Annotated in this window: 26 protein-coding genes and 7 pseudogenes; 17 read left to right on the forward strand and 16 right to left on the reverse strand. The window is 69.3% G+C overall.

All coding sequences use genetic code 11. The annotated features are described in order from the left end of the window. Positions 1–116 precede the first annotated feature (116 nt). The 4 genes and pseudogenes from E0500_RS29950 to istB form a co-directional block, all read left to right on the forward strand. A pseudogene (locus E0500_RS29950) lies at positions 117–599 on the forward strand (transposase); the annotation flags it as partial. Further along, positions 494–1045 (forward strand): hypothetical protein, encoded by a 552-nt coding sequence (locus E0500_RS29955; protein WP_258573622.1) that lies wholly within the window; start codon positions 494–496, stop codon positions 1043–1045. The pseudogene E0500_RS29950 and the gene E0500_RS29955, both read left to right, overlap by 106 nt. Beyond that, positions 1045–1167 (forward strand): hypothetical protein, encoded by a 123-nt coding sequence (locus E0500_RS44395; RefSeq protein WP_258573019.1) that lies wholly within the window; start codon positions 1045–1047, stop codon positions 1165–1167. Before E0500_RS29955 ends, E0500_RS44395 begins: the two co-directional genes overlap by 1 nt. A 188-nt stretch (positions 1168–1355) precedes the next feature. Beyond that, a pseudogene (gene istB, locus E0500_RS29960) lies at positions 1356–2081 on the forward strand (IS21-like element helper ATPase IstB). An 11-nt stretch (positions 2082–2092) separates the two neighbouring features. Here the strand turns inward: istB and E0500_RS29965 are convergent. After that, on the reverse strand, positions 2093–2494 hold the full coding sequence (locus tag E0500_RS29965) for a hypothetical protein (protein WP_131562236.1): 402 nt from the start codon (positions 2492–2494) through the stop codon (positions 2093–2095). A gap of 382 nt (positions 2495–2876) precedes the next feature. On the opposite strand from E0500_RS29965, the gene E0500_RS29970 reads away from it, so the two are divergent. Next, on the forward strand, positions 2877–3941 hold the full coding sequence (locus E0500_RS29970) for a polyprenyl synthetase family protein (protein ID WP_309505190.1): 1065 nt from the start codon (positions 2877–2879) through the stop codon (positions 3939–3941). Positions 3942–4026: 85 nt separating this feature from the next. After that, complete coding sequence (locus tag E0500_RS29975; RefSeq protein ID WP_131562232.1) at positions 4027–5097, forward strand: polyprenyl synthetase family protein; 1071 nt, start codon at positions 4027–4029, stop codon at positions 5095–5097. Here E0500_RS29975 and E0500_RS29980 read toward each other — a convergent pair. From E0500_RS29980 to E0500_RS30025, 11 genes and pseudogenes are all read right to left on the reverse strand, one after another. Further along, positions 5048–6430 carry a wax ester/triacylglycerol synthase domain-containing protein gene (locus tag E0500_RS29980; RefSeq protein ID WP_165934952.1) on the reverse strand — a complete coding sequence of 461 codons (1383 nt, stop codon included), beginning with the start codon at positions 6428–6430 and terminating at the stop codon, positions 5048–5050. The genes E0500_RS29975 and E0500_RS29980 overlap by 50 nt on opposite strands. Positions 6431–6435: 5 nt before the next feature. Next, on the reverse strand, positions 6436–7017 hold the full coding sequence (locus E0500_RS29985) for a hypothetical protein (protein ID WP_309505191.1): 582 nt from the start codon (positions 7015–7017) through the stop codon (positions 6436–6438). Positions 7018–7186: 169 nt separating this feature from the next. Then, entirely contained in the window at positions 7187–7966 is a 780-nt protein-coding gene (locus E0500_RS29990; protein WP_131562228.1) for an ABC transporter permease, read from the reverse strand. Positions 7967–7995: 29 nt separating this feature from the next. Next, the gene (locus tag E0500_RS29995) at positions 7996–8652 is read right to left on the reverse strand and encodes an ABC transporter ATP-binding protein (RefSeq protein ID WP_309505192.1); all 657 of its coding nucleotides are present in this window, start codon (positions 8650–8652) and stop codon (positions 7996–7998) included. Positions 8653–9244: 592 nt separating this feature from the next. Next, positions 9245–9754: an SDR family oxidoreductase gene (locus E0500_RS44400; protein ID WP_309505193.1), complete on the reverse strand. Its 510-nt coding sequence runs from the start codon at positions 9752–9754 to the stop codon at positions 9245–9247. Continuing rightward, positions 9655–9884, reverse strand: a pseudogene (locus tag E0500_RS44405) (signal peptidase I); the annotation flags it as partial. The gene E0500_RS44400 and the pseudogene E0500_RS44405, both read right to left, overlap by 100 nt. Continuing rightward, positions 9882–10302: pseudogene (locus tag E0500_RS44410) on the reverse strand (transposase); the annotation flags it as partial. The pseudogenes E0500_RS44405 and E0500_RS44410, both read right to left, overlap by 3 nt. Positions 10303–10406: 104 nt before the next feature. Then, positions 10407–10862, reverse strand: a complete 456-nt coding sequence (locus tag E0500_RS43305; RefSeq protein ID WP_220140635.1) for a DUF6069 family protein — start codon at positions 10860–10862, stop codon at positions 10407–10409. A gap of 297 nt (positions 10863–11159) precedes the next feature. Continuing rightward, positions 11160–12158, reverse strand: a complete 999-nt coding sequence (locus E0500_RS30015) for an RNA polymerase subunit sigma-70 (RefSeq protein ID WP_131562226.1) — start codon at positions 12156–12158, stop codon at positions 11160–11162. Between the two features lie 97 nt (positions 12159–12255). Then, positions 12256–12627 (reverse strand): transposase family protein, encoded by a 372-nt coding sequence (locus tag E0500_RS30020; RefSeq protein WP_258573601.1) that lies wholly within the window; start codon positions 12625–12627, stop codon positions 12256–12258. 15 nt (positions 12628–12642) lie between these two features. Beyond that, on the reverse strand, positions 12643–12978 hold the full coding sequence (locus tag E0500_RS30025; RefSeq protein ID WP_258573022.1) for a helix-turn-helix domain-containing protein: 336 nt from the start codon (positions 12976–12978) through the stop codon (positions 12643–12645). 217 nt (positions 12979–13195) lie between these two features. Between E0500_RS30025 and E0500_RS30030 the strand changes: the two genes are divergently transcribed. Continuing rightward, complete coding sequence (locus E0500_RS30030) at positions 13196–13882, forward strand: SDR family oxidoreductase (RefSeq protein ID WP_165934951.1); 687 nt, start codon at positions 13196–13198, stop codon at positions 13880–13882. 99 nt (positions 13883–13981) lie between these two features. Then, on the forward strand, positions 13982–14359 hold the full coding sequence (locus E0500_RS30035) for a nuclear transport factor 2 family protein (protein ID WP_131562224.1): 378 nt from the start codon (positions 13982–13984) through the stop codon (positions 14357–14359). 365 nt (positions 14360–14724) lie between these two features. On the opposite strand, the pseudogene E0500_RS30040 reads toward E0500_RS30035, so the two are convergent. Continuing rightward, positions 14725–14982, reverse strand: a pseudogene (locus E0500_RS30040) (BRCT domain-containing protein); the annotation flags it as partial. 196 nt (positions 14983–15178) lie between these two features. Between E0500_RS30040 and E0500_RS30045 the strand changes: the two are divergent. The 4 genes and pseudogenes from E0500_RS30045 to E0500_RS44415 all read left to right on the forward strand — a co-directional run. Then, the gene (locus tag E0500_RS30045; RefSeq protein WP_131562221.1) at positions 15179–16096 is read left to right on the forward strand and encodes an NADP-dependent oxidoreductase; all 918 of its coding nucleotides are present in this window, start codon (positions 15179–15181) and stop codon (positions 16094–16096) included. Positions 16097–16214: 118 nt separating this feature from the next. After that, entirely contained in the window at positions 16215–16598 is a 384-nt protein-coding gene (locus E0500_RS30050) for an MmcQ/YjbR family DNA-binding protein (protein WP_131562219.1), read from the forward strand. 55 nt (positions 16599–16653) lie between these two features. Continuing rightward, entirely contained in the window at positions 16654–17541 is an 888-nt protein-coding gene (locus E0500_RS30055; RefSeq protein ID WP_131562217.1) for an SDR family oxidoreductase, read from the forward strand. Between the two features lie 51 nt (positions 17542–17592). Next, positions 17593–17853 (forward strand): annotated as a pseudogene (locus tag E0500_RS44415) (hypothetical protein); the annotation flags it as partial. Positions 17854–17888: 35 nt separating this feature from the next. Here E0500_RS44415 and E0500_RS44420 read toward each other — a convergent pair. Together E0500_RS44420 and E0500_RS30065 are read right to left on the reverse strand one after the other, a co-directional pair. Then, positions 17889–18482: pseudogene (locus tag E0500_RS44420) on the reverse strand (bacteriocin fulvocin C-related protein); the annotation flags it as partial. A gap of 210 nt (positions 18483–18692) precedes the next feature. Beyond that, a complete protein-coding gene (locus E0500_RS30065) occupies positions 18693–19013 on the reverse strand; it encodes a transposase (RefSeq protein WP_165934949.1) in 321 nt (106 codons plus the stop codon). Between the two features lie 170 nt (positions 19014–19183). Between E0500_RS30065 and E0500_RS30070 the strand changes: the two genes are divergently transcribed. The 5 genes from E0500_RS30070 (at position 19184) to E0500_RS30090 (ending at position 23768) form a co-directional block, all read left to right on the forward strand. Further along, the gene (locus E0500_RS30070) at positions 19184–20122 is read left to right on the forward strand and encodes an ATP-binding cassette domain-containing protein (protein ID WP_131562213.1); all 939 of its coding nucleotides are present in this window, start codon (positions 19184–19186) and stop codon (positions 20120–20122) included. After that, positions 20119–20970 (forward strand): ABC transporter permease, encoded by an 852-nt coding sequence (locus E0500_RS30075; protein WP_131562211.1) that lies wholly within the window; start codon positions 20119–20121, stop codon positions 20968–20970. The genes E0500_RS30070 and E0500_RS30075 overlap by 4 nt, the downstream gene beginning before the upstream one ends. A gap of 56 nt (positions 20971–21026) precedes the next feature. Then, on the forward strand, positions 21027–22295 hold the full coding sequence (locus tag E0500_RS30080) for a histidine kinase (RefSeq protein WP_181587283.1): 1269 nt from the start codon (positions 21027–21029) through the stop codon (positions 22293–22295). Continuing rightward, the gene (locus tag E0500_RS30085; protein ID WP_131562207.1) at positions 22292–22960 is read left to right on the forward strand and encodes a response regulator transcription factor; all 669 of its coding nucleotides are present in this window, start codon (positions 22292–22294) and stop codon (positions 22958–22960) included. The genes E0500_RS30080 and E0500_RS30085 overlap by 4 nt, the downstream gene beginning before the upstream one ends. Before the next feature lie 514 nt (positions 22961–23474). Continuing rightward, on the forward strand, positions 23475–23768 hold the full coding sequence (locus E0500_RS30090) for a hypothetical protein (protein WP_258573023.1): 294 nt from the start codon (positions 23475–23477) through the stop codon (positions 23766–23768). A 104-nt stretch (positions 23769–23872) separates the two neighbouring features. Here the strand turns inward: E0500_RS30090 and E0500_RS30095 are convergent, their stop codons facing one another. After that, complete coding sequence (locus E0500_RS30095; protein ID WP_131562205.1) at positions 23873–26164, reverse strand: cation-translocating P-type ATPase; 2292 nt, start codon at positions 26162–26164, stop codon at positions 23873–23875. Positions 26165–26179 lie beyond the last annotated feature (15 nt).

Consider the following 26179-nt stretch of genomic DNA (forward strand, 5'->3'; position numbering starts at 1 on the left):
CGTCGCGTCGCACGCGCTCACTCGTCCGGGGATTCGTCGGGCAGGCGGACGGCCTTCGCATGACCATGCGTTCCGCCACGGGATCACGCGTCCATACGAAGGCCGCAGAGGTGAGTTTGCTGGACCACGATGCTCAACGGGAAGCGTTCGATGTCACATCACGCTTCCGGGAGGACTTATTCGACTGCCTGACCGCGCGTGGGGACGAACTGTTCGACCTCACCGACGCGTTGCTGTGTGCGGACGGGCCGGTGACGGCGCCGGTGGACCTGACGCTGGTGGCCGAGCACCGGCGCGGGCACGGCGCCATGTACGACGCGCTGAACTGCGGGAGCGTGGACGTGCCCCGGCTGCGGCAGGCGCTGGCCGGCCTGCCCATGCCGCAGGCCGCCGACGGGCGCCTGGTCCTGGCGGTCGACGTCAGTAACTGGCTCCGCCCCGATGCCCCGACCAGCGCGGAGCGTCTGTTCTGTCACGTCTACGGCCGCAGCGGATGGTCCTCGGACCAGTTCGTGCCCGGCTGGCCGTACTCGTTCGTCGCCGCCCTGGAATCGGGCCGGACGTCCTGGTGGAGACGGTCCGCTTCGGCTCGGTGCGGTATTCGACACCGCCCGGTCTGGTCGGCCAGGAAGCCTGGGTCCGCGCCGACGGCGACGAGCTCGTCATCGTTGTCGACCTGTCCCACCTGGTCCGCCGGCCCGAGTGGATGCAGGGTCCCGCGGGCCTGACAGAGGTCGCCCGCCATCAACTGTCCCTGCCCGGACGGCCGGTGATCGACCTCTCGCACTACCCCGATCACCCGCAGGAGATGGACGGCGGCCCCCGCCAGCCCCGGCCGAAGCCCTCCAACGACGCGGAAAAAGCCTTCCTCGATCTCGGTCCCGGCGCCAAGTCGTGGCTGATCGAGGCCGCCGCGGCCGGCACCTCCCGGATGCGGGTGAAGATGGCCGCCCCCGTCGAACTCGCCGCCCTGGTCGGCGTCGGCGAGGTCGACATCGCCCTCGGACTCGCGGCGACCGCCGGCCGGTTCGCGAGGACGACCTGATGTCGATCGTTCAGCACCGCCGGCACGGCTCCCGCCCCGCCGACCTGGTCGTCGCCGACGAATCCCACTCCGTCCAGCCCGGCACCTCGGCGTGGGCCGACTTCGGCCGCAAGCCCGCCTGATCTCCCCTCCCGGGCCGCTTCGCGGCCCGGGAGGGGACCTTCACCACCCCGCACAGAGAAGGAAGTTGATGATGACCGCACCCGTGATGGACCCCGCCGACGTCGTTCCCGCACCCGCTCCGAGCCCGCTTCCTCCACCGCCGATGGCTCCGCCGATCCCCGCCGAACTCGGTGCCGTCCTGCGGCGGATGCGGTTCCCCTATCTCCGGGCCGCCGCCCCCGACGTCCTCGCGACCGCCAGGTCGCAACGCTGGGACCCGGCCGAGGTCGTCAGGATCCTGCTGGAAGCCGAGATCAAGGGTCGCGACGAGGCGACCCGCCGCAACCACCGCAAGATGGCCCAGCTGCCGTCCGGAAAGACCTTCGAGTCGTGGCGGGAGGCCGACTCCTCGATCCCGACACCGACCCAGCACGCACTCATGACGCTGGAATGGGTCACCCGGGCGGAGAATCTGGCGGTCGCGGGACCAAGCGGTACTGGAAAAAGCCACCTGGCGGAAGCGCTGGCGAACAAGGCGATCGACCAGGGCATGAAGGTCGCCTGGTTCACCCTGGAATCGCTGACCCCCCACCTCGGGCGGGCGACCGTCGACAACACGGTCTCCAAGGCCGTCGCGAAGATCACCAGGTGCGACCTCATCGTCGTCGACGACATCGGCATGCTGCCGTCCGGACAGGCCGCCGCCGAGGCGTTCTACCGCGTGATCGACGCCGCCTAGGAACGCCGGTCCGTGATCGTGACCTCGAACCTCCACCCCTCAGGATTCGATTCGATCATGCCGAAGACCCTGGCCACCGCCGCCGTCGACCGACTCCTGCACTACGCCCACATCGTCCTGACCGAAGGGTCCTCGCTCCGGCTGACCCAGGCCACCAGCGGCCAGGGCGTCGTCCCCCTCGCCCCGGCCGGCTGACCGCCGTCTCCTCAGACGGGCTCCGGAAGCGGACCAAGGTGCTTGATCACACGCTCACGCAGGAGGAGGTACTCCTCCCAGCGGCGGGGCAGCGGGCCCGGCGGCCGCTCGACGACACGGGCAGCCGTGACGGTCTGCCCGCGCTGGAACTGTTCGAGTGTCAGGTCGAGTTCCACCCCACTGGGCAGCCGGTTCCACCAGTGGAAACCGTGCTGGGTCCCGTCAAGGTGCACCTCGCCGACCATGAGATCACCGCCGAAGACGTCGTTGACGATCAAGGCCGTGATGTCGCAGTGCCCCCAGGCCGGGTTGTCCGGCTGCCAGTCGGCCTGGTCGTCGGGCGAACAGGTGTCGGCGGCCCAGCCGGCACGCAGGGCCTTGTCGAGATCAAGCAGGTTCCAAGGGGTTGTCATGCCGCCAGCATCGCAGCCACCACTGACATCACAGACGGCGTGGCGCACGGCACGGCCGTCCCAGACACGCACGGATACAGCCGAACGGAAGACGAATAGTCATACCGGACAGGGAGATCAACTGTCCGTCAGCAGGGACCTGAAATGACCGCTCACCCGGACGGGCTGATGTCCGTGGACAGCAGGGGCTGCCTTGGCGCGTGTTCTTGAGCGGTCTGGGTCGTTGGATGGATCATGCAGACCATGTGGGCGACGCGGTTGGACAACAGCCCAGGTTGTCGCCGGAGCCCTGACACAGGGCGCAGCCCCCACGATCACCTTCCTCCGTCCCGATGGGGTTTGACCCTGCCCGGTTGGGAGTGGTGAATCGGTGACTTCGGGTGTGGTCGACGCGCAAGCGATCGATCTGCGCGCGGTGCAGCGCCAGGTCGATGCAGTGCTTGAAGATTTCCTTGCCGAAAAGACCTGTGCGGCGGCTGGCCGGGGGCATCCGCCAGAGGTGGTGCAGACCGTGCGGGACTTCTTGGCAGCCGGCGGGAAGCGGATCCGGGCGCTGCTGTGTGTGGTGGGCTGGCATGCCGCAGGCGGTGACGGGGATGCAACGTCGGCGCTGCGTGTGGCGGCGTCCTTGGAGCTGTTCGTGGCCTTTGCCCTCATCCACGACGACATCATGGACGACTCGGTCAGTCGCCGGGGCCGCCCCGCGGTCCACCGTGTGATGCGTGCCCGGCTGGGGGAGGACGAGCGGGCTGAGCGACTGGGTGCGGGCGGCGCGCTGCTGGTGGGGAACCTCGCGTTGATGTGGGCGCAGGAGTTGCTGCATACCGCCCGGTTCGAGCCGGGGCGGCAGCGGCTGGTGCACGGGCTGTATGACGCGATGCTGGAAGAGGTGATGTACGGCCAGTACCTGGATGTGATGGGTACCGGTCGTGGCGCTGACGATGTCGAGGCAGCCTTGCGGATCATCCGCTACAAGACCGCCACCGCGACCATCGAGCGGCCTCTTCAGCTGGGGGCTGCTGTGGCCGGGGCCGGTGCGGCCACGATGGATGTCTTCACGCGGCTGGGTCTGCCGTTGGGTGAGGCGTTTCAGCTGCGGGACGACCTGCTGGACGTGTTCGGCAGCCCGGACGGCGCGTGCGCGCCGGGCCTGGGCGATCTGCGGGAAGGCAAGCGGACTGTTCTGCTGGCGTTGGGTCTGCAGTGCGCCGACCCGGTCCAGCGCGAGCGGCTTGGCCACCTCGTGGGCCGGTCCGACCTGGGGGAGCGTGAAGCGGCCGAGGCACGGACGATTCTGCAGGACACCGGGGCACGGGAGCACACCGAGCGGATGATCGCTTCCCGCTACGAACAAGTACTGAAGGTCCTGGACGGGGCTGGCTTCCCGTCGGCAACGGACCGTGCTCTGCGCGGCCTGGCGGTTACTGCCACCCAGTACACCTCCTGACACTGTGCCGCGTGGCCGGGGCACCAGTCCTCGCCGCCGCGCGTCTACAGCCGTGTCACCTAACCTCGAGCAGGAAGAACTCGTCATGACCCAGCAGGTTCTCGATCGTGTCGCCGGATACGAGCAGCGGTTCAACACGCTCTTCGAGGAGTACTTCGACACGTTGAGCGCCAGGGTCGATGCGCCGTCGTTCAGCCGTTTCACTCCGGGCTGCCTGCAGTTGCTGAGGGAATTGTCCTTGCGGGGCGGCAAGCGGATGCGAGTCGTTCTGCTGCATGAGGCAGCTCGTCTGGCGACCGGCGAACCGGTCGAAGGACTGGACGCCGCGGCGCTGAGTATCGAGCTACTGCAGACCCACGCCCTGGTGCACGACGACCTCATCGACGACAGCCCCACCCGCCGCGGCGGCCCTTCCACCTACTACGCCTACCGTGAACGGTTCCCCGGCCACCCGCAGACGGCCCTTGGTCTCACCTTGCTCGCGGGCGACCTCGCACTCGCTCTGTCCCTGCAGGTACTGCTGGATGCGAAGCTGCCCGTCGCGGTGCGGCAGGCCATGATCGAGGTGCAGACGCGGGCGGCGGCCGACACTTTCGTGGGCCAGATCACCGACCTGGAACGCGACTTCACCGCCACCGACGGCGAGGAGATCCTGCACTGCGTGGCCGACTTCAAGTCCGCCCGCTACTCGATCCTCGCGCCCGTGCAGCTCGGGCTGCTGGCCGCCGGCGAACAACCGGCACTTTACGTGCAGGAGCTGCGCGACTATGCACGGCTGGTGGGGATCTGCGGGCAGATGCGCGATGACTATCTGGACCTGTTCGGGGATGAGGCCACCATGGGCAAGCCCACCGGCACCGACATCCGCGACGGGAAGCAGAGCTACACCGTCAGTGCTCTGTTGTCCGCCGTCGACGGCTCCGAGCGAGCGGTGGTGGAAGCCGCGCTCGGGGACCCGTCCTGCACGCCGGAAACCACTGCCGCGGTCCGGGAGATCGGCGAGAACCGTGGTGTGACGGTCCGGATGCAGGCGGATATGCGGCGCTATGCAGAGCAGGCTTCCATGGTGGCCGCCGGCTGGCGGTCACGGTGGCGTGAGGAGGCGGTCACCTTCTTCGAGCACCTGCCGCTGTGGAGCGTTGAGCGAGCCATGTGACCAGCGCCCGCACGACAGGCGTAGCGCGTCCGGCCGTGTGCGCCCCGCCCGGTGCGGGATCGCAACCCGGGGCCGGCGGGACTGTGGCCGCCAGGTCCGCGAGGGCCTGGCGCCAGCGTGCGGGAAGGCTGTCGGCGTCGGGGAGGGCTTGGTCGATACGGAAGCATGCTCTGGTCGTGTCCCCGTAGCTGACCGCCACAACGGCCATGGGGGTGCCAGGCGGGCAGCAGATGATGGGGTCGATGCGGTGCACTGCCGCCTCGCCGTAGTGCAGACGCCGGCGCACCACGAGATAGGAGGCGCAGACGCTGAGCCGGCCTGGGACGGTGCTCGCGTCCACGAGTCGCTGGAACAGCCGCCGGGGAAGGCGGGTGAGAGCAGCTCGGAGCACCGTCTTGTGTCCGGCCGACTTGAGGGCAGGGGTGACTGCTCGCGTGCGCGCCAGCCGCCGGACCACGGGCATGGTGCCGCCGGGCAGGTCGATCCGGGTCAGGAACAGCCGGTTGCCGGGCGCCCCTACTTCATCGGGCGTGCGCAGATTGACGGGAACCATCACGGGAATCGACATGCCTGCTGCGCCAGGCCAAGCGTCTTCGGCCCACTGGGTGATCGCGTGGGCGACGGCGGTGAGGAAGACGTCGTTGGTGCTGGCTCCGGCGGCGTGGGCCGCGGTACGCAGGCTGGCGTAGGGCACCTGGGCCCACAGTGTGTGACGGCGGCTGGACAGCGGCTGCGAGGCGGATTGCCACAGGTGGCGCCGACGCGCATGGCGCAGCAGGGTTACGGTGCTGCGCAGGACTTGGCGCAGGCGGGGCCTGGGGATCGGGGAGACGTCCCGGGTGAGTACTGAGAACTGTTCCGGCAGCAGCCGCGACCCGAACAGCGCTTCCATGACCGTGACGACGTTGGCGCCGTCCTGGACGGCATGGTGGGCGAGATACAGCACAGCGAACCCGTCGGGCGCGTGACCGTGCAGGAGGATCATGCGCCAGGCCGGGGAGCCCTCGGCCCAGGGCTCTCGTAGGAGGAGCCGCACCGTTGCCTCAAGAGCCTCCGGCTCACTGGCCACCTGCTGATCGCACACATGCCGGGCCATGTCCGGGACGGCAGGCACCCACCGTGCCGTCGGACCGTCGCCGGTCAGGACATGTGTCAAACAGGGAAGATCGGCAAGGCGCTCGGTCACGTGCTCACGCAGAGCGGCCAGATCGGGCACGGCTCCGGTCAGGTGCAGCACCGCCCCGACCGTCGAGTTGGCATCCGGATGGTCCGCGAGCCGTTCAGCCTTGACCATGATCAGATCGGCAGGGCTGGGATCCAGGAACCGGCTCATAACCATCACCTCAGAAAGTCGAAGACTGGTGCACTGACTGCCGCGCCGATCAGCACCCCGACGATCACCTGACCAGCGGTGTGGCAACGCAGCCGGATACGGGACCAGCCGATCAGCAGAACCAAGGGAGTCAGCGCAAGCACCCAGGGGCCGAAGACCGAGCTGAGGATGGCGAGGGACCCGGAAGCGACCGCGGAGTGAACCGACACCTTCCAGAAGAAGGTGATCACCAGCAAGGTGAGCAGGGCGGCGAGCATCGCCATCACCAGGGCCGTCACCTCGGCGGGAGCTTTGAGCCCGTACAGCAGCGCGGTGCCGGTGATGACCGAGGCCATCACCCCGGGAGCGGCCACGATACGGTCCTGCCGCCGCCGCACATGTCGGTCGCCCCAGTACTGGCGGCGCTCACCGAACCCCAGGATCAGCGTGGGCAGCACCGCGGTGAACACCGCCGCGAACACCCCCCATCCAATGCCGGCCCATCCGTTGGCGTGCCAGCCCAGAAGCGGAGCCAGGAACAGTATCCAGTTCCGGGGCTCACCGACGTCACTGAGCAGCCAGGCCCAGCGCGCCGCAGAGTGAGGCACCACCTCGCCCGCGGCTGGGTGGGAAGAGCCGGGTGGCGGGGCTGATACGGCAGGTGAAGCAGCCGAAGCCGCAGTGTTGTGTTGCGACACCTCTGAAAGCCCTCCCTTCACGTGGTGTTGCTGCCGTGTGCGGCCGTTCATCATCGAAACGACGCCCTCAATGGGCCGGTCACGGCACCCGCACGGCATGCTCGATGCCAGTCGGCGTTCCCTGGGCCGTGCCCGAGCGGTGGGTGCGGGTACGGACGGCGAAGGCAGCCATGCCCAGCGCCGTCATGCCCACTGCCCACCCCGTACCCAGCAGCAGGCAACTGGTCGGCACTACCTTCAGACCGCTGGCGGCCACCGAGGTCTGCACCGCCCCGTAAGCAGGCAGGAAGCGCACCACGGGACTGTCCGCATCCGGGTTGACCAAGGGATTCTGCAGCACCAGATCGATGGAACTGATCATGATGGCGAGGAACATGCCGGCCAGCTCGCTGCGCAGCACGGCTGCCAGCACGATGCCGATACCTCCGTAGATCAGAGCAGCGATGAACATCCCTGCAGCGAGCACCGGGAGCCGCTCGGGGCGCCAGAACAGATGCATCCACGCGGTGGTGTAGACGGCGACCAGGGCCGCGACCAGAAGGAGTGAGGTGCACTTCGCCAGGGCGAGGCACGAGCGGGGATAGCCGGCCCGCACCAGTCGCTGGTCGAACAGCGTGGAGCGGGCTGTGGCGACGAACATCATGAACGCGATGACCAGCGACAGGGTCTGGAGAGCGCCGTTGATCTGGACCAGAATGTTGCCGTCCATGACCACCGTGCGCCCCACTGCGTGGATCCGGAACCGCAAGGGCGTTCGGGCTACCACTGTGAACGCCAACGTGGTCCACAACGGCACGAACAGGACCACGATCAGCAGCGCCAGCCTGTTACGGGCCTGCTCGATCAGCGCGAACCGCAAGGCCGTACGGAAGCAGGACCACCACCGCGTCATACCGGCACCACCTCCGATCCGGTCTGCTCCGTCTCGTGCAGCACTCCCGCGTGAAGGCGGTACAGGGTGTCCAGGCGGGAGGCGTCGTAGGCGAGGTGCGAGACCACCAGCACCGCGCAGCCCCGGTCCCGCAAGGCCGCCGCCAGCTCCCAGAACAGCAAATAGGTATCCCAGTCGAAGCCCTGATACGGCTCATCCAGGAGCAGCACCTGGGGATCGTGCATCAAAGCAAGGACCAGGTTGAGCTTCTGGCGCGTGCCGCCGCTGAGTGCCTCCACCCGCTCGTTCCGGTAGCTGCTGAAATTCAACTGCTCCAGCAGCTCGAAAGCTCTGTCCAGGTTGTCCAGGCCGTAAGCGGCCTGGAAGAACCTCAGATGCTGGTCAACGGAGAAGGCTTGGTGGAGTACCACGTCCTGCGGGCAGCTGCCCAGCACCCCCACCCGCTCCACGAGGCCGCTGTCCGCGGCGAGATCCCCGACCAGAATGCGCAGCAGGGTGCTCTTGCCGGCCCCGTTCTCGCCGACAATGCCCACCAACTGGCCCGCGCGGAGATCCAGCGACACCCCCCGCAGCACAGGACGGTGCCGGTAGCCCTTGCACACATCCCGAATCCGCAACACCGGCTCACCGGCCAACACCACTGCATCCCCCACGCAGAACGCTCCTCACACGGCCGACTTCCGAAAGCACCACCTGCTGGAGCGCAGTCCCCATGCCCCTAACTGAACGACAACCCCACGCGAGCACCAACGACACGAAGTGACAGCGGTGACGGGCAACGCGCCAACTGCGCCAGTCCCCCGACGAAGTACCACGGACTTGAGAGACTCCCGGGCTGGAACCAGGGCTGATGCGTTCTCAGCCTGCGAGATGGGCTGATCGCCCATGTACATGCCTGCGTGTGTGGTTTGCCCGGTTCGGCAACGAGAGAGGCGACCCCTGATGATCAAGGTTGTCGAAGCCTTTGATCACGAACAGGGGTCGCGTTCGCGTGCCATCCACCCTGATCGGAGTTCTGCGGCGCCACTGCGGGGACGCCGACTCCATCTGCCCGGATCCGGAATCGCCGCAGCTCGCCTGCCTGGCTGAGGTGTTGGGCCGGACCCCCGATCCCCGCCGGGTCCGAGGCCACCGCTATCGCCTGGGCCCCTGCTTGCGCTGGCGCGTGTCCATGGGCTCGGCATGCTGTCGTGGACTGCGGCTCGTGGCGGGTTGTCTTTGGCCTGCCCTGCGGGGTGTGTGGGGTCAGGTGAGGGCACCGAGGGTGAAGCCTCCGTCGGCGATGATTTTGGTGCCGGTGGCGAAGCTGGCTTGGTCGGAGGCGGTGAAGAGGATGAAGTTGGCGATTTCGTCGGGGGTGGCGTTGCGCGGGACGGCGAAGTCGTCGACGGGGACTATGGGGGGTGCCGTCGGGGTGGTAGGCGAGGGGTATCTGGGCGGTGCGCAACCCCGACAAACGCCGCCTGTGGACGGCGGGCTGGTGATGGCATACGGTTCCGGGTCCGCACGGGCATCCGTGGTGGGACATGCCTGAGCATTATGGGGCGTGGGGTCGGGTGTACGACCCGTTCCGTCGCTGAGCTCGCAGTCCGCTACGAGGCGACCGTCCTTGTCGCTGCGATCAACGAATGGCTGTGACCATCGCTTTTTCGTGCTCAGCTCTGCAGTCGCGCCCGACCCTTGTCTGCCACTGCACAGCCGGGCACGGACGGCCATCGAACGGTCAGCACCACTGACTCTTCCTCTGCGAACCATGAGTGGTCGACTCCGCGCCCCCACACGACGTAATCGCCTGCTCTTCCAGCAGAACACTGCGGCCGGGGAGTTCAACGCGGAAGCCGCCGCTGATGAGAACCAGGAGAGCTGTGCGTTCCTCGCCCGTCACCGGGAGGATGCCCAGCTGAGCGGTCCAGGCGGAGCGGTGGGTCAGTCGCGAGTGGAGCCTGTCCCATGCCTGGGCGGTGGCTGTGCCATACAGACGGGTCTCGGTCACTGTCCGGGCATGAGGTGTGCCCCACCGTGGCCCGGTCGCCGAAGACGAACTCGCCGCCGTGAGGGGGTGGACGGCCCATCGTGTGGGGCTCGCGCGGTAGGGCGGCCCGGCGCAGGACGCGGTCCGAGCGCATCCGGCCCAGCACCTGCACCGGCAGATCCTCAAGCAGGAAGGCCAGGCAGGGCACGTCGTATCCGGCGTCCACCACGATCAGCACGTCCGGGTCGCTGTCCGTCCACTGCCCGGCTGCCATCAGCCGGTCGATCAGCTCGCGCATCTGCCGTGCGGTGACTGTGGCGGCGTGGACGCCCTGCGGCTGGCTCCGGGTGCCCCGCCGGCTACGGCGTAGCCGCCTCCTGCAGGCGGTGCGCTCGCGCATGCCCTTGCGCCGCGCGTTGTCCCGTTGCGGGATCGTCAATCGGTCCGGGTGCGGAGGCTCCGCGCCAGGGTGGGGATCATCACCGTCGCAGGGACGAGGTGTAGCCCGAGGAGGGCGGTGGTGGTGGCGGTGTTTGCCCCGGAGAGGAGGGGCGGGACCAACGAGATCGCGGTCAGCGACACTGCTGTCCACACGAATCGCTTGGCGGGGCGCGCGCTCCAACGAAGAAGAGTGACGGCGATGACGATGCCCACGACCGAGAAGAAGCCGGTCACCACGGCGAACCCGGACAACGGGATCGTCTCGCCACCATCGGGGACCTCGAAGTCGACGCCAACGGCCTGGGCAAGCGCCGCGGCGAGGGTGATGGCCACCATCGCTGCGAGCGTGGCAATGAAGCCGGTGCCGGCGAGCCTGCGGAGTCGGTGGGTGTGGTTGGGCTGGCCCGATGCCGGGCCTGCGACGACCCCGGTGTCATTCATGCTGTTCATGTCGTTCCTCCATCATTCGGTAACTGGCGTACGGGTGTGTTGACTGGCATGTGACGGTCCTGGCCCTGGGGGTGACGATGCGCACCCTCGCCGTGCGACGGCCGGGGTTCCGCAAGGCGCGGACGCCGGTGCCGCGGAGCCAGAACCCGGCGCCGCGTCCGAGAACTGGCCCGGGCTCGCCGTCGCGCTGCTCCAGCTGCACCCGCCCGCGGGTGACGACGCCGAACGCGTCGCGCCATTGCGCCGCGACCACCGCGACACGCGCGCCACCGCGCGTCGTGAGCGTCCACACCGGGACTACTCCGTGCCGTCCGTCGGCAGGCGCTCCGGCAGCCCGAGCCGCGGGAACTGGTCGTCGTGGAACGTGACGATCTCGGTGATCGCCCCGCCGGTGACGCGCAGGACGTCGATCGTCAGCGGCAGGTACGCGCCCTCCCGCTTCCGCCAGAGGTAGAAGGCGACGGCGGGCTGCCGGTTCACCGAGGTGAGGACGGCGCGCAGCCCCTTCATGCCCTCGAAGCCGCTCTCGACCCAGTCGTTCACCACCGCGTCGCGGCCGACGTACAGGCCCGGCGTGGGCGGCATCGAGCAGCGGACGTCGTCCCGCAGCAGTGCGGCGAGCCCGTCGACGTCCGTGGCCACGCTGGCGTCGGTATAGCGGCGCACCAGCTCGCGCGTCCCGGCGTCCTGTTCGCCGCCGGTCCAGTCCTGCCGCTCGGCGGGCAGGTGCTCCCGCATGCCGGCGCGGGCCCGCTGCAGCGCGCTGTTCACGGAGTTGACGGAGTCCCCGAGGAGCTCTGCGACGTCCTTCGCCGGCCAGCCGAGCACGTCCCGCAGGATCAGCGCGGCCCGCGGGCGCGGCGCGAGGTGCTGGACTGCGACCAGGTACGCCAGCTCGATCGTCTCCCGCGCGACGGCGACGGTCTCCGGCTCGTCCGCGTCTCCCGCGGGCAGCTCGTCGAGCAGCCGGTCCGGGTAGGGCTGCAGCCACAGCACCTCGCCGCCGGTCGCAGGCTCCGGGCGGCACTTGGCGAGCACGTCCAGGCAGGCGTTGGTGGCGATCCGGTACAGCCAGGCCCGGAACGTCGACCGCCCCTCGAAGGTCTCCCGTCGCCGCCAGGCACGGAGGAACGTTTCCTGCACGGTGTCCTCGGCGTCCTCGAACGAGCCGAGCATCCGGTAGCAGTGCACGTGCAGCTCCCGCCTGTGCCGCTCGGCCAGCCCCGAGAACACCGGCTCGTCGACCTCGCTCAGCCCGCTCACGCCCAGCTCCTCCAGCCGCGTGTCCGCGCTCATCACGTCATCCTTCCGCCTGGGCGTGTCCCGTTGTAGGTGTGACGGCTGCGGGCGCGAAAACTCATCACCAGGGTTGGTCGGCATGGCTGAGCGTTTCTCATCCTTGGTAGGCCGGGTTTTCGACATGGTGGAGAACGAAGATGGCCTGCACCATTGCGGTCGTCCGGGAGGGGCTGCAGCGCAGCTTGCTCAGGATTTTCCAGGTCTTGAGGGTGGCGACGGAGCGTTCGCCGCGGCAGCGGATCCGGGCGTGGGCCTTGTTCACGGCCTTCTGCCGACGCGACAGCTTCGGCCGGTAGCGGTGCCGCTTGAACGGGATACGCACGGAACCGTCGGCGCCTTGATACGCCTTGTCCGCGAAGGTCATCACGTCAGCGCTGGTCAACGCGGCGATGATGCCGTGGTTTCGCGCAGCAGTCAGATCGTGTGCCGAGGTGAGATTCCCCCGAGAAGCGGGGGGTGGTGACAGAGGGTCAGATGGTTCTCATGAGAGGAGCATTGGCGCGACGGGCGTGAGCCGGTGGGCCTCGGTGCCGCGATCGGCGCGCTGGCGACCGAGCGGGCCTGGGAGCTCCCGGCCGCCGGGGCTCAGGCGCATCGCCCGCGCCAGGGCGGCCGCGATCTGTACCGAGGGCCGCGCTGCTGTTCCAGCCGGGTGTAGTAGGTCCGTGGACATACCGGCCAGCGCGGCGACCTCCTCGCGGCGCAGCCCCTGGGTACGCCGGCGCGGCCCCTCGGCCATTCCCACGTCCCGCGGGCGCAGGGTCTCGCGCCGCCGACGCAGGAACTCCGCCAGCGCTTTCCTGTCCATGTGCTCCATGGCTCCCATGGTCGCCGTTTTCCTCCTGCCCAGCCAGGGACCAGCAATCCATGGCTGGGCACCCTGGCAGGGCACGATCCGCCACGACCGGACGGGGCGGGCAGGGACTGCCGATCCCTGGACAACCGGTCCTCTCCCGCCCCGGCGAAGGCGCTCCTACGGTCGACAACGCGGGCCGCTCACGGGCCCACGACCAGCGAGAGAGAGAAATCCCCCCATGAACCTGACGGGCAACACGGTCCTGATCACCGGCGGCACCTCGGGCATCGGCCTCGGCCTCGCCGTACGCCTGCACGAGGCCGGTAACAAGGTGATCGTCGCCGGATGGCGCAAGGAGCTGCTCGACCGGATCGTGGTCGAGCATCCGGGCATCGAGGCACTCGCCCTCGACGTCACGGACCCCGCGTCGATCGCCCACGCCGCCGAAACGGTCAAGGCGAACCACCCGGAACTGAACGTCCTGGTCAACAACGCGGGCATCATGCTGCGGGAGGACGTCCTCAACCCGGCCGACCTGCAGATCGCCGAGGACCACGTCACCGTCAACCTGCTCGGCACGCTCCGGATGACGTACGCCTTCCTCCCGCTCCTGATCGGCAAGGTCGACGCGGCCGTCATGAACGTCTCCTCCGCACTGGCGTTCGTACCGCTGCCGATCACCCCGACCTACAACGCGACCAAGGCCGCGCTGCACTCCTTCTCCGACAGCCTGCGCGTGCAGCTCGCCGACCGTGGGGTCCAGGTGATCGAAGTGGCCCCGCCGGGTGTGCGGACGACCATGTTCGGCCAGGAGGACGCCGAGTCGTCCATGCCGCTGGACGACTTCCTCGACGAGACCCTCGGCCAGCTGCGCGACAACCCCGAGGCCAAGGAACTCGTCATGGAACGCCCGCTTCGTCCGTGACGCAGAGGCCAACGGCAAGTACGACGAGGTCCTGGCCCTCCTCAGCAACCAGCGCTGAGCTCGTACTCCTTCAGTACGGAAAGACCCGGTGGATACAGAATGCAACCCACGAACGACGACTCCGTCGAGATCACAAGAGTCCTGTCGCTGCTGAACCACCTCATGGACGATCACGAGATGGACCGCCTCGGCGAATGCCTCACCGAGTACGCCTTCTGGGACGGAAGCGTGTTCGGCTTCGAACCGGCCATCGGACTGGACGAGATCGCCTCCGTCCTGAGCGCCGACGGACACGCCCGCGCCCACCACACGACGAACATCGTCGTGTCGGAGGCCCCGGGCGAAGAGGTCCACGTCCAGTCCAAGGGCCTGGGCCTCAGGGCCGACGGCTCGGTCGTGAGCGTCGTCTTCACGGACGACCTGCGGCACACCGCCGACGGCTGGCGCATCTCCAAGCACGTCATCCACGTCAAGTGAAGGCAGGAGCCGTCTGCCGCAGCCCCGACGCCGACTGCGCTGGGGCCGGACCCGGTGCGCCGAGCCCTGGTTCGGTCCGCCGCTGAACGGCCACTCCCTCCCCGGTTCGGCGATCTCCTTGCAGCAGCAGCCTTCGCACGCCCACAGGTCGATGTGGGCGTGCGAAGCGAGAACGAACCGAATCGCCCTTCGTGACGACCGCCCCTCTTCAAGTGAACTGGGCCGAGCTCCACCGGCTCCAATACAGCTCCCAGGCGGATGGGTCGGCGGCAAATTGATCAACGGGAGGAGAAGACATCTCACCCCTATCCCGGCATCCCTGTGCCCATTCGTTGAACTCCTCCGGACAGACCTCTGGGGACCACTCAGTCGACGAAGTCGGCGATGAGGGTGGCGAATTCGTCGGGGGTGGCCAGGCGGATGCCGAGGGTTTCGGCCTTGGCGCGTTTGGATCCGGAGCTTTCTCCGGCGACGACCAGGGTGGTCTTCTTGGAGACGCTGGAGGAGGAGCGGCCTCCGGCGCGTTCGATGAGTTCGTTCATCTGGTTCCGGCTGAGCTTCTCCAGTGGGCCGGTCATCGCGCCGGTCACGACGACCGTCATTCCGGCCAGCGGCATCGCCGCCACCGCCGCGCACCGCGAGCCCGCGCCGCCGCGCCGGGCAGAGCCGGGCACATCGCGCAGGCGGTAGAGCGACAGAACCGGGCGATGCGGAAACTCAGCCCCCAAGCCCCGACGGCCCCCTCACCGGTGCGGCCGCCGCGCCCGCGGGGTACCCGGAAACCTGAACCCACCACACATACGAGAAAGGACCATTTCAATGAAAGCCATTGTGGTAACCGACCAGGCAGCGGGAACGGCCGGGATGACGCTGACCAAGCGGCCTGAGCCGTCCGCAGCGATCAACGACGTCATCGTTCAGATCCATGCATCGGGCTTCGTCCCCACAGAGATGGATTGGCCATCGACCTGGACCGATCGCGCCGGCCGTGACAAGACACCGTCGATCCCCGGCCACGAGCTGGCCGGAGTGGTCTCCGCCCTCGGCTACGGCACGACAGGGCTCTCGGTCGGACAGCGGGTGTTCGGCCTCGCCGACTGGCACCGCGACGGCACCCTCGCGGAGTACGTGGCGATCGAAGCACGCAACCTCGCACCGCTGCCAGGCGACGTCGACTTCACGGTAGGCGCGTCCCTGCCCATCTCAGGCCTGACCGCGTGGCAGGGGCTGTTCCAGCACGGCCGCCTCCAGGCCGGCCAGACCATCCTCGCCCACGGCGCAGCCGGAGCAGTCGGGACGATGGTCACCCAGCTCGCACGTGAAACCGGCGCCTACGTCATCGGCACCGGACGCGCCGCCGACCGCGAGAAGGCACTCGACTTCGGCGCACACGAGTTCGTCGACCTCAAGAACGACACGCTCAAAGACGTCGGCAGCGTCGACCTGGTCTTCGATGTCATCGGCGGCGACGTTCAAAAGCAGTCCGCCGCCCTGATCAAGGCCGGAGGAACCCTGGTGTCCGCCGTCGGCCCGGTCGAAGCACGGCCCGCTGACGGCCTGGCCGTCGACTTCGTCGTCGAAGCCGATCGCGCCGCACTCGGTGAGATCGTGCAGCGGGTGCGGGACGGACGCCTGCGGACCAACATCGGTGACATCGCGAGCCTCGACGACGCCATCGGCGCCCTCAACCCAACCACGCGACGCCGCGGCAAGACAGTCATCCGCGTCCTGCCGTAGATGGCCATGGCGGAGATCAGGACCATGACCTGCCGGTCGGTCGGTGGCCGTCCACTGCCGGCCATCGACCGCCGCAAAGGGACCCCAGGCATTCGAACCGACAGAGGAGTTGATCACCTTGGACGGACAGGAACTGCAGAAGATCGCGAGCGACCACACCGCGGAACTGCCTGGCACCGACCAGGAGCATCGTTTCGACCCCGACTGGGAGCTCCACAAGGTGGGCGGCAAGGTCTTCATGCTCATGACCGAGATGCCTGGACGTCCCGTCGTGATCCTGAAAGCCGACCCGGACGACGCCACAGCCCTGCGTGAGCAGTACGCAGACATCACCCCCGGCTACCACATGAACAAAAGACACTGGATCACAATGGAAGGCGGAGACACCATCGACGACAAGCTGGTGAAGGAACTCGTGACCGACTCCTACCGTCTCGTGGTCGGCGGGCTTCCCAAGTCCAAGCAACCCGTGGATCCGCACACCCACAACCGCCACGCCTGACCCTCACCATGCCCATCCTGCGACGCAGCGTCGCAGCAGTCATCTGGAGCCTCCCATGCGCGTGTTCGTCACCGGCGCCAGCGGCAGCATCGGCTCAGCTGTCGTTCCCGAGCTCATCGCCGTTGGTCACGAGGTCCTCGGCCTCGTCCGCTCTGATGCCGCGGCTAAGGCCGTCACCGCCGCCGGCGGGACGCCGCTCCGCGGCGACCTCACCGACCTGGACAGCCTCCGCGCCGGCGCCGCGCAGGCCGACGGTGTCATCAACCTCGCCTTCAGCAACGACTGGAACAACCTGGAACAGGGCATCGACGAGGAAGCGCGCGCCGTGCAGACTCTCGCGGCCGCACTCGCAGGCAGTGGCAAGCCGTTCGTACATGCCGGCCTCACGCCGATGATGCCAGGCCACACCTCCACCGAGGACGACCCCGATACCACCGACGGTCCGGTCGGTGGCCGCGGCCGCACCTCCGAGATGGTGCTGGCCCTGGCCGACCAGGGCGTCCGGTCCTCTGTCGTGCGGCTGCCGCGCTCCGTGCACCAGCGCGGGGCACAATACGGCTTCTGCTCAGTGCTCATCGCCGCCGCACAGAAAACCGGCGTGTCAGCGTACGTCGGCGACGGCACGCAGCGATGGCCAGCGGTCAACCGGCTTGACGCCGCCGGGCTGTTCCGCATCGCACTCGAGGACGCCGCGCCGGGCACAGTCCTGCACGCGGTAGCCGACGAGGGCGACACCATGAGGACACTGGCCGAGGCTATCGGCGGCGTTCTTGCGATGCCGGTCGAGTCGGTGCCGCCTGAGCGCTTCGGCGTCATCGGTCGCGTGTTCGCCCTTGACATGCCGTCGTCCAGTGCACTGACCCGGGAACGGTCCGGCTGGCAGCCCACCCACCCGAGCCTGATCGACGACCTCGATGCCGGCGGCTATCCCGCCCTGGGCTGACATCCTCGGGATGTCGCCAGGACCGGACAGGGTGAGTGACTACTGACCGTCCGTGTACACCGGGCCTCCCTTGCCTTCGTCCGCGTGCTCGGCGAAGGCGTTGACACCTTCGGCGAGCGGGACGTCGAGGCCCTGTGTTTCGGCGACACCCGCGGCTTCCAGGTCGAGATCGTGCAGAACAACGGCCCGTCCCTGCGCCCGAACCCCGATGGTACGGCCAAGACCGCCAGGATCCTCGTGCCCGTCTTCCTCCGGCCCGGCGAGGACCCAACCGACACGGTCGCCTCCGCCCTTGTCAAGCCCCGGGTTTCGGATGCTTCTTCCGGGCCGAGCAATCCGAGGAGCTTGTGGGCCTCCTCCTCGCCGAGGGTCTCCTGGGCCCGTTCGCCCAGAGCCCTCAGCCGGGGAGCCAGCTCCTGCTTCTCGGCGAAGTATCGGGGGACGAATTCGGCCGCCTCGTCGACGAGTTCGGCCTGGACGGCCGTGAGGTCCGGGTGAGCCGCCTTGTAACGGTGCAGGTGCTCCACCCACAGCCGGGCCTGTTCCCGCGGTGAGAAGGTCCGTAGCACCTCCTTGCGGTGCGCGACGGGCAGACGACCGATGTCCTTGTAGGAGTGGGGAAGCCGATTCTGGTTGAGCGCGACCCACTCCCGGGCGTGCGAGGCCTCCGACCGCGCGAACGCCGGTGTCTGGCCCGCGAGGACCAGTCCGGCCGCGCTGACCGCTCCCCCGCACAGATAGAGGAAGTTCTTACGACTGAGCAGCACGGCCCGGTCCGGTGACGTGGAGGGCGCCTCGCCACGCCTTACCGCCTCACGCAGCCTCCCCAACGCCTGAAGCGCCTTGAGCGTGCGGCGGGGGCCGAGCCTCGCGGCCAGGGCGATCCCCATCCGAGGCCCGGTCCAGGCCCGGACGTGGGAGGACCGCACCCTCAGCAGCATGGGCACCCACTTCGGATCGGGTGGATGTGCCGGATCTCGTCGACCAGCCCGTCCTCCTGGCGGGCTCGTTCCTCGGCTGCCGGACGGGCGGCGAGGTAGGCGTAATAGCCCGAGCGAGATACGCCCAGCACTCTGCACATCAGGGCGACACTGTGACCACCGGGGTTCTTCTCGGGGTCTTCTCCGCGTCGATGAACGCGTAGCGCACGGCTACTTCGTCGACTCCCTTGCGAAGAAGGCCGCGGTGGACTCAATCGTCTGCTGCTGTTCCCGGTTCTCCCGCCGCAGACGACGCAGTTCTTCCTTCTCATCGCTGGTCAGAGCACCCGCGGCCCCCTGGCCCCGATCCGCCCTGTCCTGGTTCACCCAGTTCCGCAGGCCCTCCGGGCTCACTCCGATCTCACGGGCGACCTCGGTGACCGTCTTCCCCGACGAATGGACCAGCGCGACCGCGTCCCGCTTGGACTCGGCCGTGTACCGCTTGCTGAGTCCCCTGTGGCTTCCGTGGCTGATGACGGCTGCCCGTGTCACTGGTATCCCGGAACCACGCCCCGTCGCCAGCGGGGCTGTAGTACCCCGGTACCACCTGCCTGGCGGTGTTCAGCCCCCGGTACCACCGGATCCGGTAGATCGCGGGCTTAGCGTGACGGAGGAGGCGTCAGGCGTACAGGGCGCGCCGGAGTCCGAAAGAGGGAACGCGAATGATCGAGGCACAGCAGCTCACCAAGAGGTACGGGGAGAAGATAGCCGTCGCCGGGCTGGACTTCACCGTGAAGCCGGGCACGGTGACCGGCTTCCTCGGTCCCAACGGGGCGGGCAAGTCCACGACGATGCGCATGATCGTCGGGCTTGACGCGCCGACGAGTGGCTCCGTCACGGTGAGCGGCAGGCGCTACGCCCGCCACCAGGCGCCGCTGCAGGAGGTCGGGGCGCTGCTGGAGGCGAAGTCGATCCACCCGGGCCGCTCGGCCTACAACCATCTCCGGGCCCTCGCCCTCACCCACGGCATCCCGCGCCGCCGGGTCGACGAAGTCATCGACCTTGCCGGTCTTGGCAGCGTCGCGAAGAAGCGGGCCGGTGCCTTCTCCCTTGGCATGGGCCAGCGGCTTGGCATCGCGGCCGCCCTGCTCGGCGATCCGCAGACCGTGATGCTCGACGAGCCGGTCAACGGGCTGGACCCCGAGGGCGTCCTCTGGATCCGGAACCTGCTCACCTCCCTCGCGAGCGAAGGGCGCACGGTGTTCGTCTCTTCGCACCTGATGAGCGAGGTGTCACTGGTGGCTGATCACCTCATCATCGTCGGGCGTGGACGGTTGCTGGCCGACACGACCGTACGGGACCTGGTCCGCGAGGCCGGCGGCGACGCCGTGAAGGTCGCGACGGACGACCCCGCACGGTTGCGGGAGGTACTGGCCGGATACGGCGTGGAGATCACCGGCTGCGTGGGCTCCGAGGAACTGCAGGTGACCGGGCTGTCCGCCCGCGAGATCGGGCTGAAGGCAGCCGAGCACAGGATTCCGCTGTTCGAGCTGACCACGAAGGCGGTGTCGTTGGAGGAGGCATTCATGGAACTGACCAGGGACGCCGTGGAGTACCACGGCTCCACGACCGGCACCGAGACCTCCGGGAGCGCGGCATGAGCACCCTCACGGCAACCCCGGAGTCCCCCGGGACCGCTCAGGCCGCGCCGGCCCGCCCCGCCTACCGGGTGACCGGACGGGACGTGCTGGCCTCGGAGTGGGCCAAACTGTGGTCTCTGCGCTCCACCTGGATCACTCTCGGCCTGGGCCTGCTGTTCCTCGTCGCCTTCGGAGTCATCGCCGCGAGCCGCTACAAGTCCGGGATCGACTCCGGCCGCCCCCTGCAGGGCGACTTCGCCGACGGGACGGCCGTGAGTCTGTCCCTCTTCGGCACGAACTTCGCCCAGCTGGCCCTCGGCGTGCTCGGCGTGCTGGTCACGGCGGGGGAGTACTCGACCGGCATGATCCGCTCCACCATGGCCGCGGTGCCGCGCCGGCTGCCCGTGCTGTGGTCGAAGGCGGCTGCGTACGGGCTGGTCGCGCTGTTGGTCGCCACCGTCGGCGCGTTCGTCGCCTTCCTCGTAGGCAGCCAGGTCGTCTCCGGTACGCCCGCCGCTATGGGCCTCGGCCACGCCGGTGTCCTTCGCAGTCTGCTGGGCGCCGGTCTCTACCTGGGCCTGGTCGGCGTGATCGGCGCCGCCCTGGGCGCGCTGCTGCGGTCCGTGGCGGGCGGTATCTCGGTCCTGGTGGCCGCCCTCATGCTCGTACCCGGACTGATCTCCCTGCTGCCCAGTTCATGGAGCGGGAACATCGCCCCCTATCTGCCCAGCCACGCCGGCGAGTCGATCTTCGCCCTGACCCACGACTCGACCACCCTGTCGCCGGGCGCCGGGCTCTGGGTTTTCCTCGGCTGGACGGCACTGGCGCTGGCCGCAGCGGCGTACCGGCTGCGGCGCAGCGACGTCTGAGCAGCCACCCGCATCATGGGCTGGTGAACTCCGTGACCACCGAAGATCTCAGCGGGATGGGGCCGCTGGTCGCCCGGCTCGGCCGGGCCGGCCAGCGGCTCCGGCATGCCGACCGGGCCCGTCCGTGGGCGCTGGACACCTCGGTCGTGGTGCTGGTCTTCCTGATGTTCTGCCTGCCGGACCTGCTGCACGCGGTCGGCTCGATCGACGGGGAAGGCGACGGCCCGCGCCGCTTCCGCCTGGTGTTCACCCGGTTGCCCGTGGCGGGCATGCTGGCCCTGCAGGCCGGGCTGGTGCTGCCGCTGCTGTGGCGGCGCCGGGCGCCCGCCGCCACGTTCGGCGCCATCGGGGCCGTGTTCGTCCTTCAGTGGTCCCTCGGCGCCGCGCTCCGTGCGGACGTCGCCCTCTTCGTCGCCCTGTACAGCCTGGCCCTGCACGGGCGGCTGCGGCAGCTGCCGTGGGCCTGTGCGGCCACGGCGGGCGCGGTGGGCCTGGTCGCGGCGCGGGTGTCGGTGGCGGTGTCGGTCTGGGACGCGCTGTTCTTCCTGCTCAGCACGGCGACCGCGGCCCTCGCGCTCGGCCTGATGATCCGTATCCGGCGGGCTCAGCTGGCCGGGCTTCGGGACCTTGCGGCCCGGCTGGAGATCGAACGGGACCAGCGTGGCAGGCTCGCAGTCGCGGCCGAACGAGCACGGGTGGCCCGTGAGATGCACGATGTCGTCGGCCACAACCTGTCCGTCATCATCACGCTCGCCGACGCGGGTGCCTATGCCGCCGGGGTCGCTCCGGAGCGGGGCAGGGAGGCCCTCCACCTCATCGGCGACACCGGTCGCAAGGCCCTGGGCGAACTGCGCCGGGTGCTCGGCGTGCTGCGCGAGGTGGACGGCCCGCCGGCCGAGCCCGAGCTGAGCCCGCAGCCCGGTCTCGCGGACATCAACGCGCTGTGCGAAGGGGTGCGCGCCGCCGGCTTGGCGGTCGTCTACCGTACCGCCGGAGACGTCGACACCCTCGACAGCGGGGTCCAGCTCACGGTCTACCGCATCGTGCAGGAGGCCCTGACGAATACCCTGAAACACGCCGGCGCCGGCGCGCGGGCGAACCTGGCCATCGCCGTGGAGGACAGGCGGCTGACCATCACCGTCCAGGACTCCGGCCCGCTCGTCCCGGCCGACCGTCCCAGCACGGCGAACGAGGAAGGACACGGCCTGGTGGGCATGCGTGAGCGAGCGGCTCTCTACGGCGGACACGTAAGCGCGGGTCCCGAGGGCGGCGGCTGGACGGTACGGGCCGCACTCGACCTCATTCCCCAGGGCGGTGCGCGGTGACCACCGTGCTCGTCGTGGACGACCAGCCGCTCCAGCGGTACGGCTTCCGCATGCTCCTGGACTCCGTGCCCGAAACGGAGGTGGTCGGCGTGGCCGCGCACGGAGCGGAAGCGGTGCGCAAGGCCGCCGAACTCCGGCCCGACGTCGTCCTCATGGACGTACGAATGCCGGGCATGGACGGCATCGAGGCCACCCGCCGCATCGTCGCCGCCGGCGATCGCTCGCGCGTCCTGATGCTGACCACGTTCGACCTGGACGAGTACGTGTATGCGGCTCTGCGCGCCGGAGCCAGCGGCTTCCTCCTCAAGGACGCCCGCCCCGAGGAACTCCTTGCGGGCATCAGGGCCGTGGCCGTCGGAGACGCTGTGATCGCCCCCGCGCTCACCCGCCGTCTCCTGCACGAGTTCGCCCGCCTCGTGCCACTCGGCGGCGACGGCTCCGCTGAGGACCCACGCTTGAACTCCCTCACCGACCGTGAGCACGAGATCCTCGTCGCCATCGGCAAGGGCTGGAGCAACGGCGAGATCGCCGCCCGCTTCGTCCTGTCGGAGTCCACGGTGAAGACGCATGTCGGCCGCGTCCTGGCCAAGATCGGCGCCCGCGACCGCATCCAGGCGGTGATCTTCGCCTATGACCACGGCCTGGCCCGGCCTCATGGAGACTGAACGGCGGCGCCCTTTGCCCTCATCCGCCCTGGGGCCGCCTGTCGGAGGCTCAGCCGCCCGTCTCAGTTCGGTGACCCACGTCACATCCGGCTCCTGTCAGCAATCGGGGCGCTGGCGGTGCTCCGATGGTCCCCGGGTGGTGGACGGAGCACTTCGCGAAGTGCGTGATCTGGCGTCTCTGGCAGACACCCGAGACAGATCGTCACCCATCTACCATCTTGGATGAAATCGTGCGGATGCATTGGGGCATCGGCAACAAGAAGTCTCCGATGGTGCCGGGGGGATTTGCCGAGCAAGTCACGGACCGAATCGTGCATTGCCTGCGCTGACCCCCTCTGTGGAGAACAGGCGCGCCTCAGCCGGCTCACGTTCCGGCCCCAGCGACCGGACCATCTCTATCGAAGCTGCCCGCGCACAGCGCCGCCGCCACGCCACGGGCCCGGGCGGAGCGTGCCGTCCGGCAGGCCGGCACGCCGGCCGTTGCTGCCGAGCCGGCCTCGCTGCGTACGAGGGCATGAGCACGTCGATCGTCTGTGAGGCCAACGCTGTGGGTGGCACGATGAGTTGGGACGAAAGGCGGGGTTTCGTGCGGGGTGACAGGCGGCAGATTCAGACGGCAGTGCTGGGCGGTGCGGACTCGGAGGAGCCGCTGATGCTGCCGCTGGAGGCGATCGTGCTGGATGCCTTCCGCCGCCGTCACGAGCACGACACGTTCTGGTGCGGGCTGCTGCTCGGAGGCTGCGGCCTTCAGCTGACCACCAAGCTGTACACCGACCGGGTCTGTTCCCAGTCAAGTTCTGCGTGTTGAACTTCTGCTGGGCGGGACGCTGTCAGCTGTCATTGGCTGCAGCTGGCTTGCGTCATTGACAGGGCGCCCTCTGCAGCGGCCGAGGGGAGTCTGTGGCCTCCGTATCATCCGTTGCCGTCGTGGCTGGAGCCGTGTGCGAGCGGCAGCGACGTCACGGGCCGGCTCGTGGCCGGGGGAGCTTGGGCCGGGGCACTCTGCTTGAGCTGGTCGGTTGCGCACCCCTCGCAGCAGCCGGTGGCGGCATCAGCGGTAGCTGCCTTCTCGGACCCGGATGTCCTCGGGGTGCGCGAGGTGATCGTCAGGAGCGGGCGCCCGGCCGGATGCGAGTCGGCCGTGGCTGTCTCCGTGGAGCAGCCGTCGCAGCACGTCTCATCGCCCCCGTCCGTGCTACCGCTTGCGGTGGCTACCGCGGCTGGCTGTGGTGCGGGTCGGGCCGGCATCGTCCGACGTGCCGTGGGGGCGAGGGCCGTGGTGCCCGGCAGCGGGGTGGCCTTGGCGGCGCGGATGGCGTTGGCGATGACGAGGACCTCGGCGAGTTCGTGGATGAAGACCACGGTGGCCAGGCCCAGGACGCCGAAGGCGGCCAGCGGGATCAGGGTGGTGATGATGGCCAGGGACATGCTGATGTTCTGCAGCATGATGGTGCGTGAGCGGCGGGCGTGCCGCAGGAGCTGGGGCAGGTGGCGCAGGTCCTCGCCCATCAGGGCGGCGTCGGCGGTCTCGATCGCGACGTCGGTACCCATGGCGCCCATCGCGATGCCGACATCGGCGGTGGCCAGTGCCGGGGCGTCGTTGATGCCGTCGCCCACCATCGCTGTTGCGCCCCGCCCGTCCTGGGCGCGCAGCTCGGTGATGATGCGGGCCTTGTCCTCGGGGCGCAGGTCGGCGCGGACGTCGTCGATCCCGGCTGCTTGGGCAAGGGCCTGGGCGGTGCGGGCGTTGTCGCCGGTGAGCATGGCCACCGTGACGCCGAGGTGGTGCAGTTCGGCGACGGTCTGCGCGGCTTCGGGCCGCAGTTCGTCGCGCACGGCGATGGCCCCGAGCAGGATGTCGTCGCGTTCGACGAGGACGACGGTCGCGCCCTGGCCCTGCCACCGCTCGACCTCCAGGGCCAGGTGGGCGGGGTCGATGAAGCCGGGCCGACCCAGCCGCACCTGCGCCCCGTTGACGTCGCCGCGCAGGCCGTGTCCGACGACGGCCGTGACGTCGGCGGCGTCGGGGATCTGGTCGGCGGCGGCGGTGATCGCGGCGGCCAGTGGGTGCTCGCTGCGTGCCTCCAGGGCGGCGGCCAGCCGCAGCACCTGCTCCTGGCTCGCGCCGCTCGTGGTGAGGGTGGCGATGACGCGGGGTTCGTTGCGGGTCAGGGTGCCGGTCTTGTCCAGCGCCACGGTGCGTACCGTGCCCAGCTGTTCGAGGGCCAGGCCGCCCTTGACCAGGGCACCGGTGCGGCTGGCCGCGCCCACCGCGGCGACGACCGTGAGGGGGACGGCGATGGCCAGCGCGCAGGGCGAGGCCGCCACCAGCACGACCAGCGCCCGCTCCAGCCACAGCAGCGGATCACCCAGGACCGCACCCAGGGAGGCGATCAGGACGGCGAGGATCAGGATGCCGGGCACCAGCGGCCGGGCGAGCCGGTCGGCCAGCCGCTGGCCGGCGCCCTTGCGCTCCTGGGCCTCTTCGACGATGTGCACGATGCGGGCCAGGGAGCTGTCCTTGGCCAGCGCGGTGACCTCGACCTCGACGGCGCCGCCGCCGTTGATCGCACCCGCATACACCACGTCCGCGGGGCCGGCTTCCACGGGCATCGATTCGCCCGTGAGGGCGGACAGGTCCAGGCTGGTGCGCCCGGTGCGGATGACGCCGTCGGTGGCGGCCCGCTGCCCCGGGCGCAGCAGCATCACATCCCCCAGCGCCAGCTGATCGGGGGCGAGCTGCATCTCGCGGCCGCCGCGCAGCACGGCGGCGGTGTCGGGGACCAGGTTGAGCAGGGCGCGCAGGCCCTGGCGGGTGCGGACGACCGCGTAGTGCTCCAGGCCCTCGGCGATGGAGAACAGCACACCGAGCATGGCGGCTTCGAAGAACTGGCCGAGCGCCACCGCGCCGATCGCGGCGATCGTCATCAGCGTGCCCACCCCGACATGCCGGTGGCGCAGCAGATTGCGTACGGCCGCCGGGACGAAGGTCCAGGCGCCCACCGCGACCGCGGCCAGTTCCAGCACCGTCTGCGGGGTCTCGGCCCCCGCGTGGCCGGTCAGCCATCCGGCCAGCAGTAGCACCCCGGCCAGGCCCGCGAACTGCAACTCCCTGACGTGCCACAGCCGCTTGGGCACCTGCTCGTGTTCCTCGGCCGTGGTGGTGGTGTTCGCCTCCGCCGGGCCGCAGCACTCCGCACCCATCGAGATCCTCTCTCT

Origin of the sequence: Streptomyces sp. KM273126 (assembly GCF_004337435.2) — a bacterium.
GTDB classification, from domain to species: Bacteria; Actinomycetota; Actinomycetes; order Streptomycetales; family Streptomycetaceae; genus Streptomyces; species Streptomyces acidicola.

What these genes read in the sequence shown, in the direction of transcription:
- E0500_RS30080 (WP_181587283.1), top strand. Translation starts at nt 21,027, where the DNA reads ATGGGGCCGCTGGTCGCCCGGCTCGGCCGGGCCGGCCAGCGGCTCCGG.
- E0500_RS44400 (WP_309505193.1), bottom strand. Translation starts at nt 9,754, where the DNA reads ATGGTTCGCAGAGGAAGAGTCAGTGGTGCTGACCGTTCGATGGCCGTC.
- E0500_RS30045 (WP_131562221.1), top strand. Translation starts at nt 15,179, where the DNA reads ATGAAAGCCATTGTGGTAACCGACCAGGCAGCGGGAACGGCCGGGATG.
- E0500_RS30015 (WP_131562226.1), bottom strand. Translation starts at nt 12,158, where the DNA reads ATGAGCGCGGACACGCGGCTGGAGGAGCTGGGCGTGAGCGGGCTGAGC.
- E0500_RS30025 (WP_258573022.1), bottom strand. Translation starts at nt 12,978, where the DNA reads ATGGAGCACATGGACAGGAAAGCGCTGGCGGAGTTCCTGCGTCGGCGG.
- E0500_RS44395 (WP_258573019.1), top strand. Translation starts at nt 1,045, where the DNA reads ATGTCGATCGTTCAGCACCGCCGGCACGGCTCCCGCCCCGCCGACCTG.
- E0500_RS30030 (WP_165934951.1), top strand. Translation starts at nt 13,196, where the DNA reads ATGAACCTGACGGGCAACACGGTCCTGATCACCGGCGGCACCTCGGGC.
- E0500_RS29955 (WP_258573622.1), top strand. Translation starts at nt 494, where the DNA reads ATGGTCCTCGGACCAGTTCGTGCCCGGCTGGCCGTACTCGTTCGTCGC.
- E0500_RS30070 (WP_131562213.1), top strand. Translation starts at nt 19,184, where the DNA reads ATGATCGAGGCACAGCAGCTCACCAAGAGGTACGGGGAGAAGATAGCC.
- E0500_RS43305 (WP_220140635.1), bottom strand. Translation starts at nt 10,862, where the DNA reads ATGAACAGCATGAATGACACCGGGGTCGTCGCAGGCCCGGCATCGGGC.
- E0500_RS30055 (WP_131562217.1), top strand. Translation starts at nt 16,654, where the DNA reads ATGCGCGTGTTCGTCACCGGCGCCAGCGGCAGCATCGGCTCAGCTGTC.
- E0500_RS29965 (WP_131562236.1), bottom strand. Translation starts at nt 2,494, where the DNA reads ATGACAACCCCTTGGAACCTGCTTGATCTCGACAAGGCCCTGCGTGCC.
- E0500_RS30090 (WP_258573023.1), top strand. Translation starts at nt 23,475, where the DNA reads ATGAGCACGTCGATCGTCTGTGAGGCCAACGCTGTGGGTGGCACGATG.
- E0500_RS30035 (WP_131562224.1), top strand. Translation starts at nt 13,982, where the DNA reads ATGCAACCCACGAACGACGACTCCGTCGAGATCACAAGAGTCCTGTCG.
- E0500_RS29980 (WP_165934952.1), bottom strand. Translation starts at nt 6,430, where the DNA reads ATGAGCCGGTTCCTGGATCCCAGCCCTGCCGATCTGATCATGGTCAAG.
- E0500_RS29975 (WP_131562232.1), top strand. Translation starts at nt 4,027, where the DNA reads ATGACCCAGCAGGTTCTCGATCGTGTCGCCGGATACGAGCAGCGGTTC.
- E0500_RS30075 (WP_131562211.1), top strand. Translation starts at nt 20,119, where the DNA reads ATGAGCACCCTCACGGCAACCCCGGAGTCCCCCGGGACCGCTCAGGCC.
- E0500_RS30095 (WP_131562205.1), bottom strand. Translation starts at nt 26,164, where the DNA reads ATGGGTGCGGAGTGCTGCGGCCCGGCGGAGGCGAACACCACCACCACG.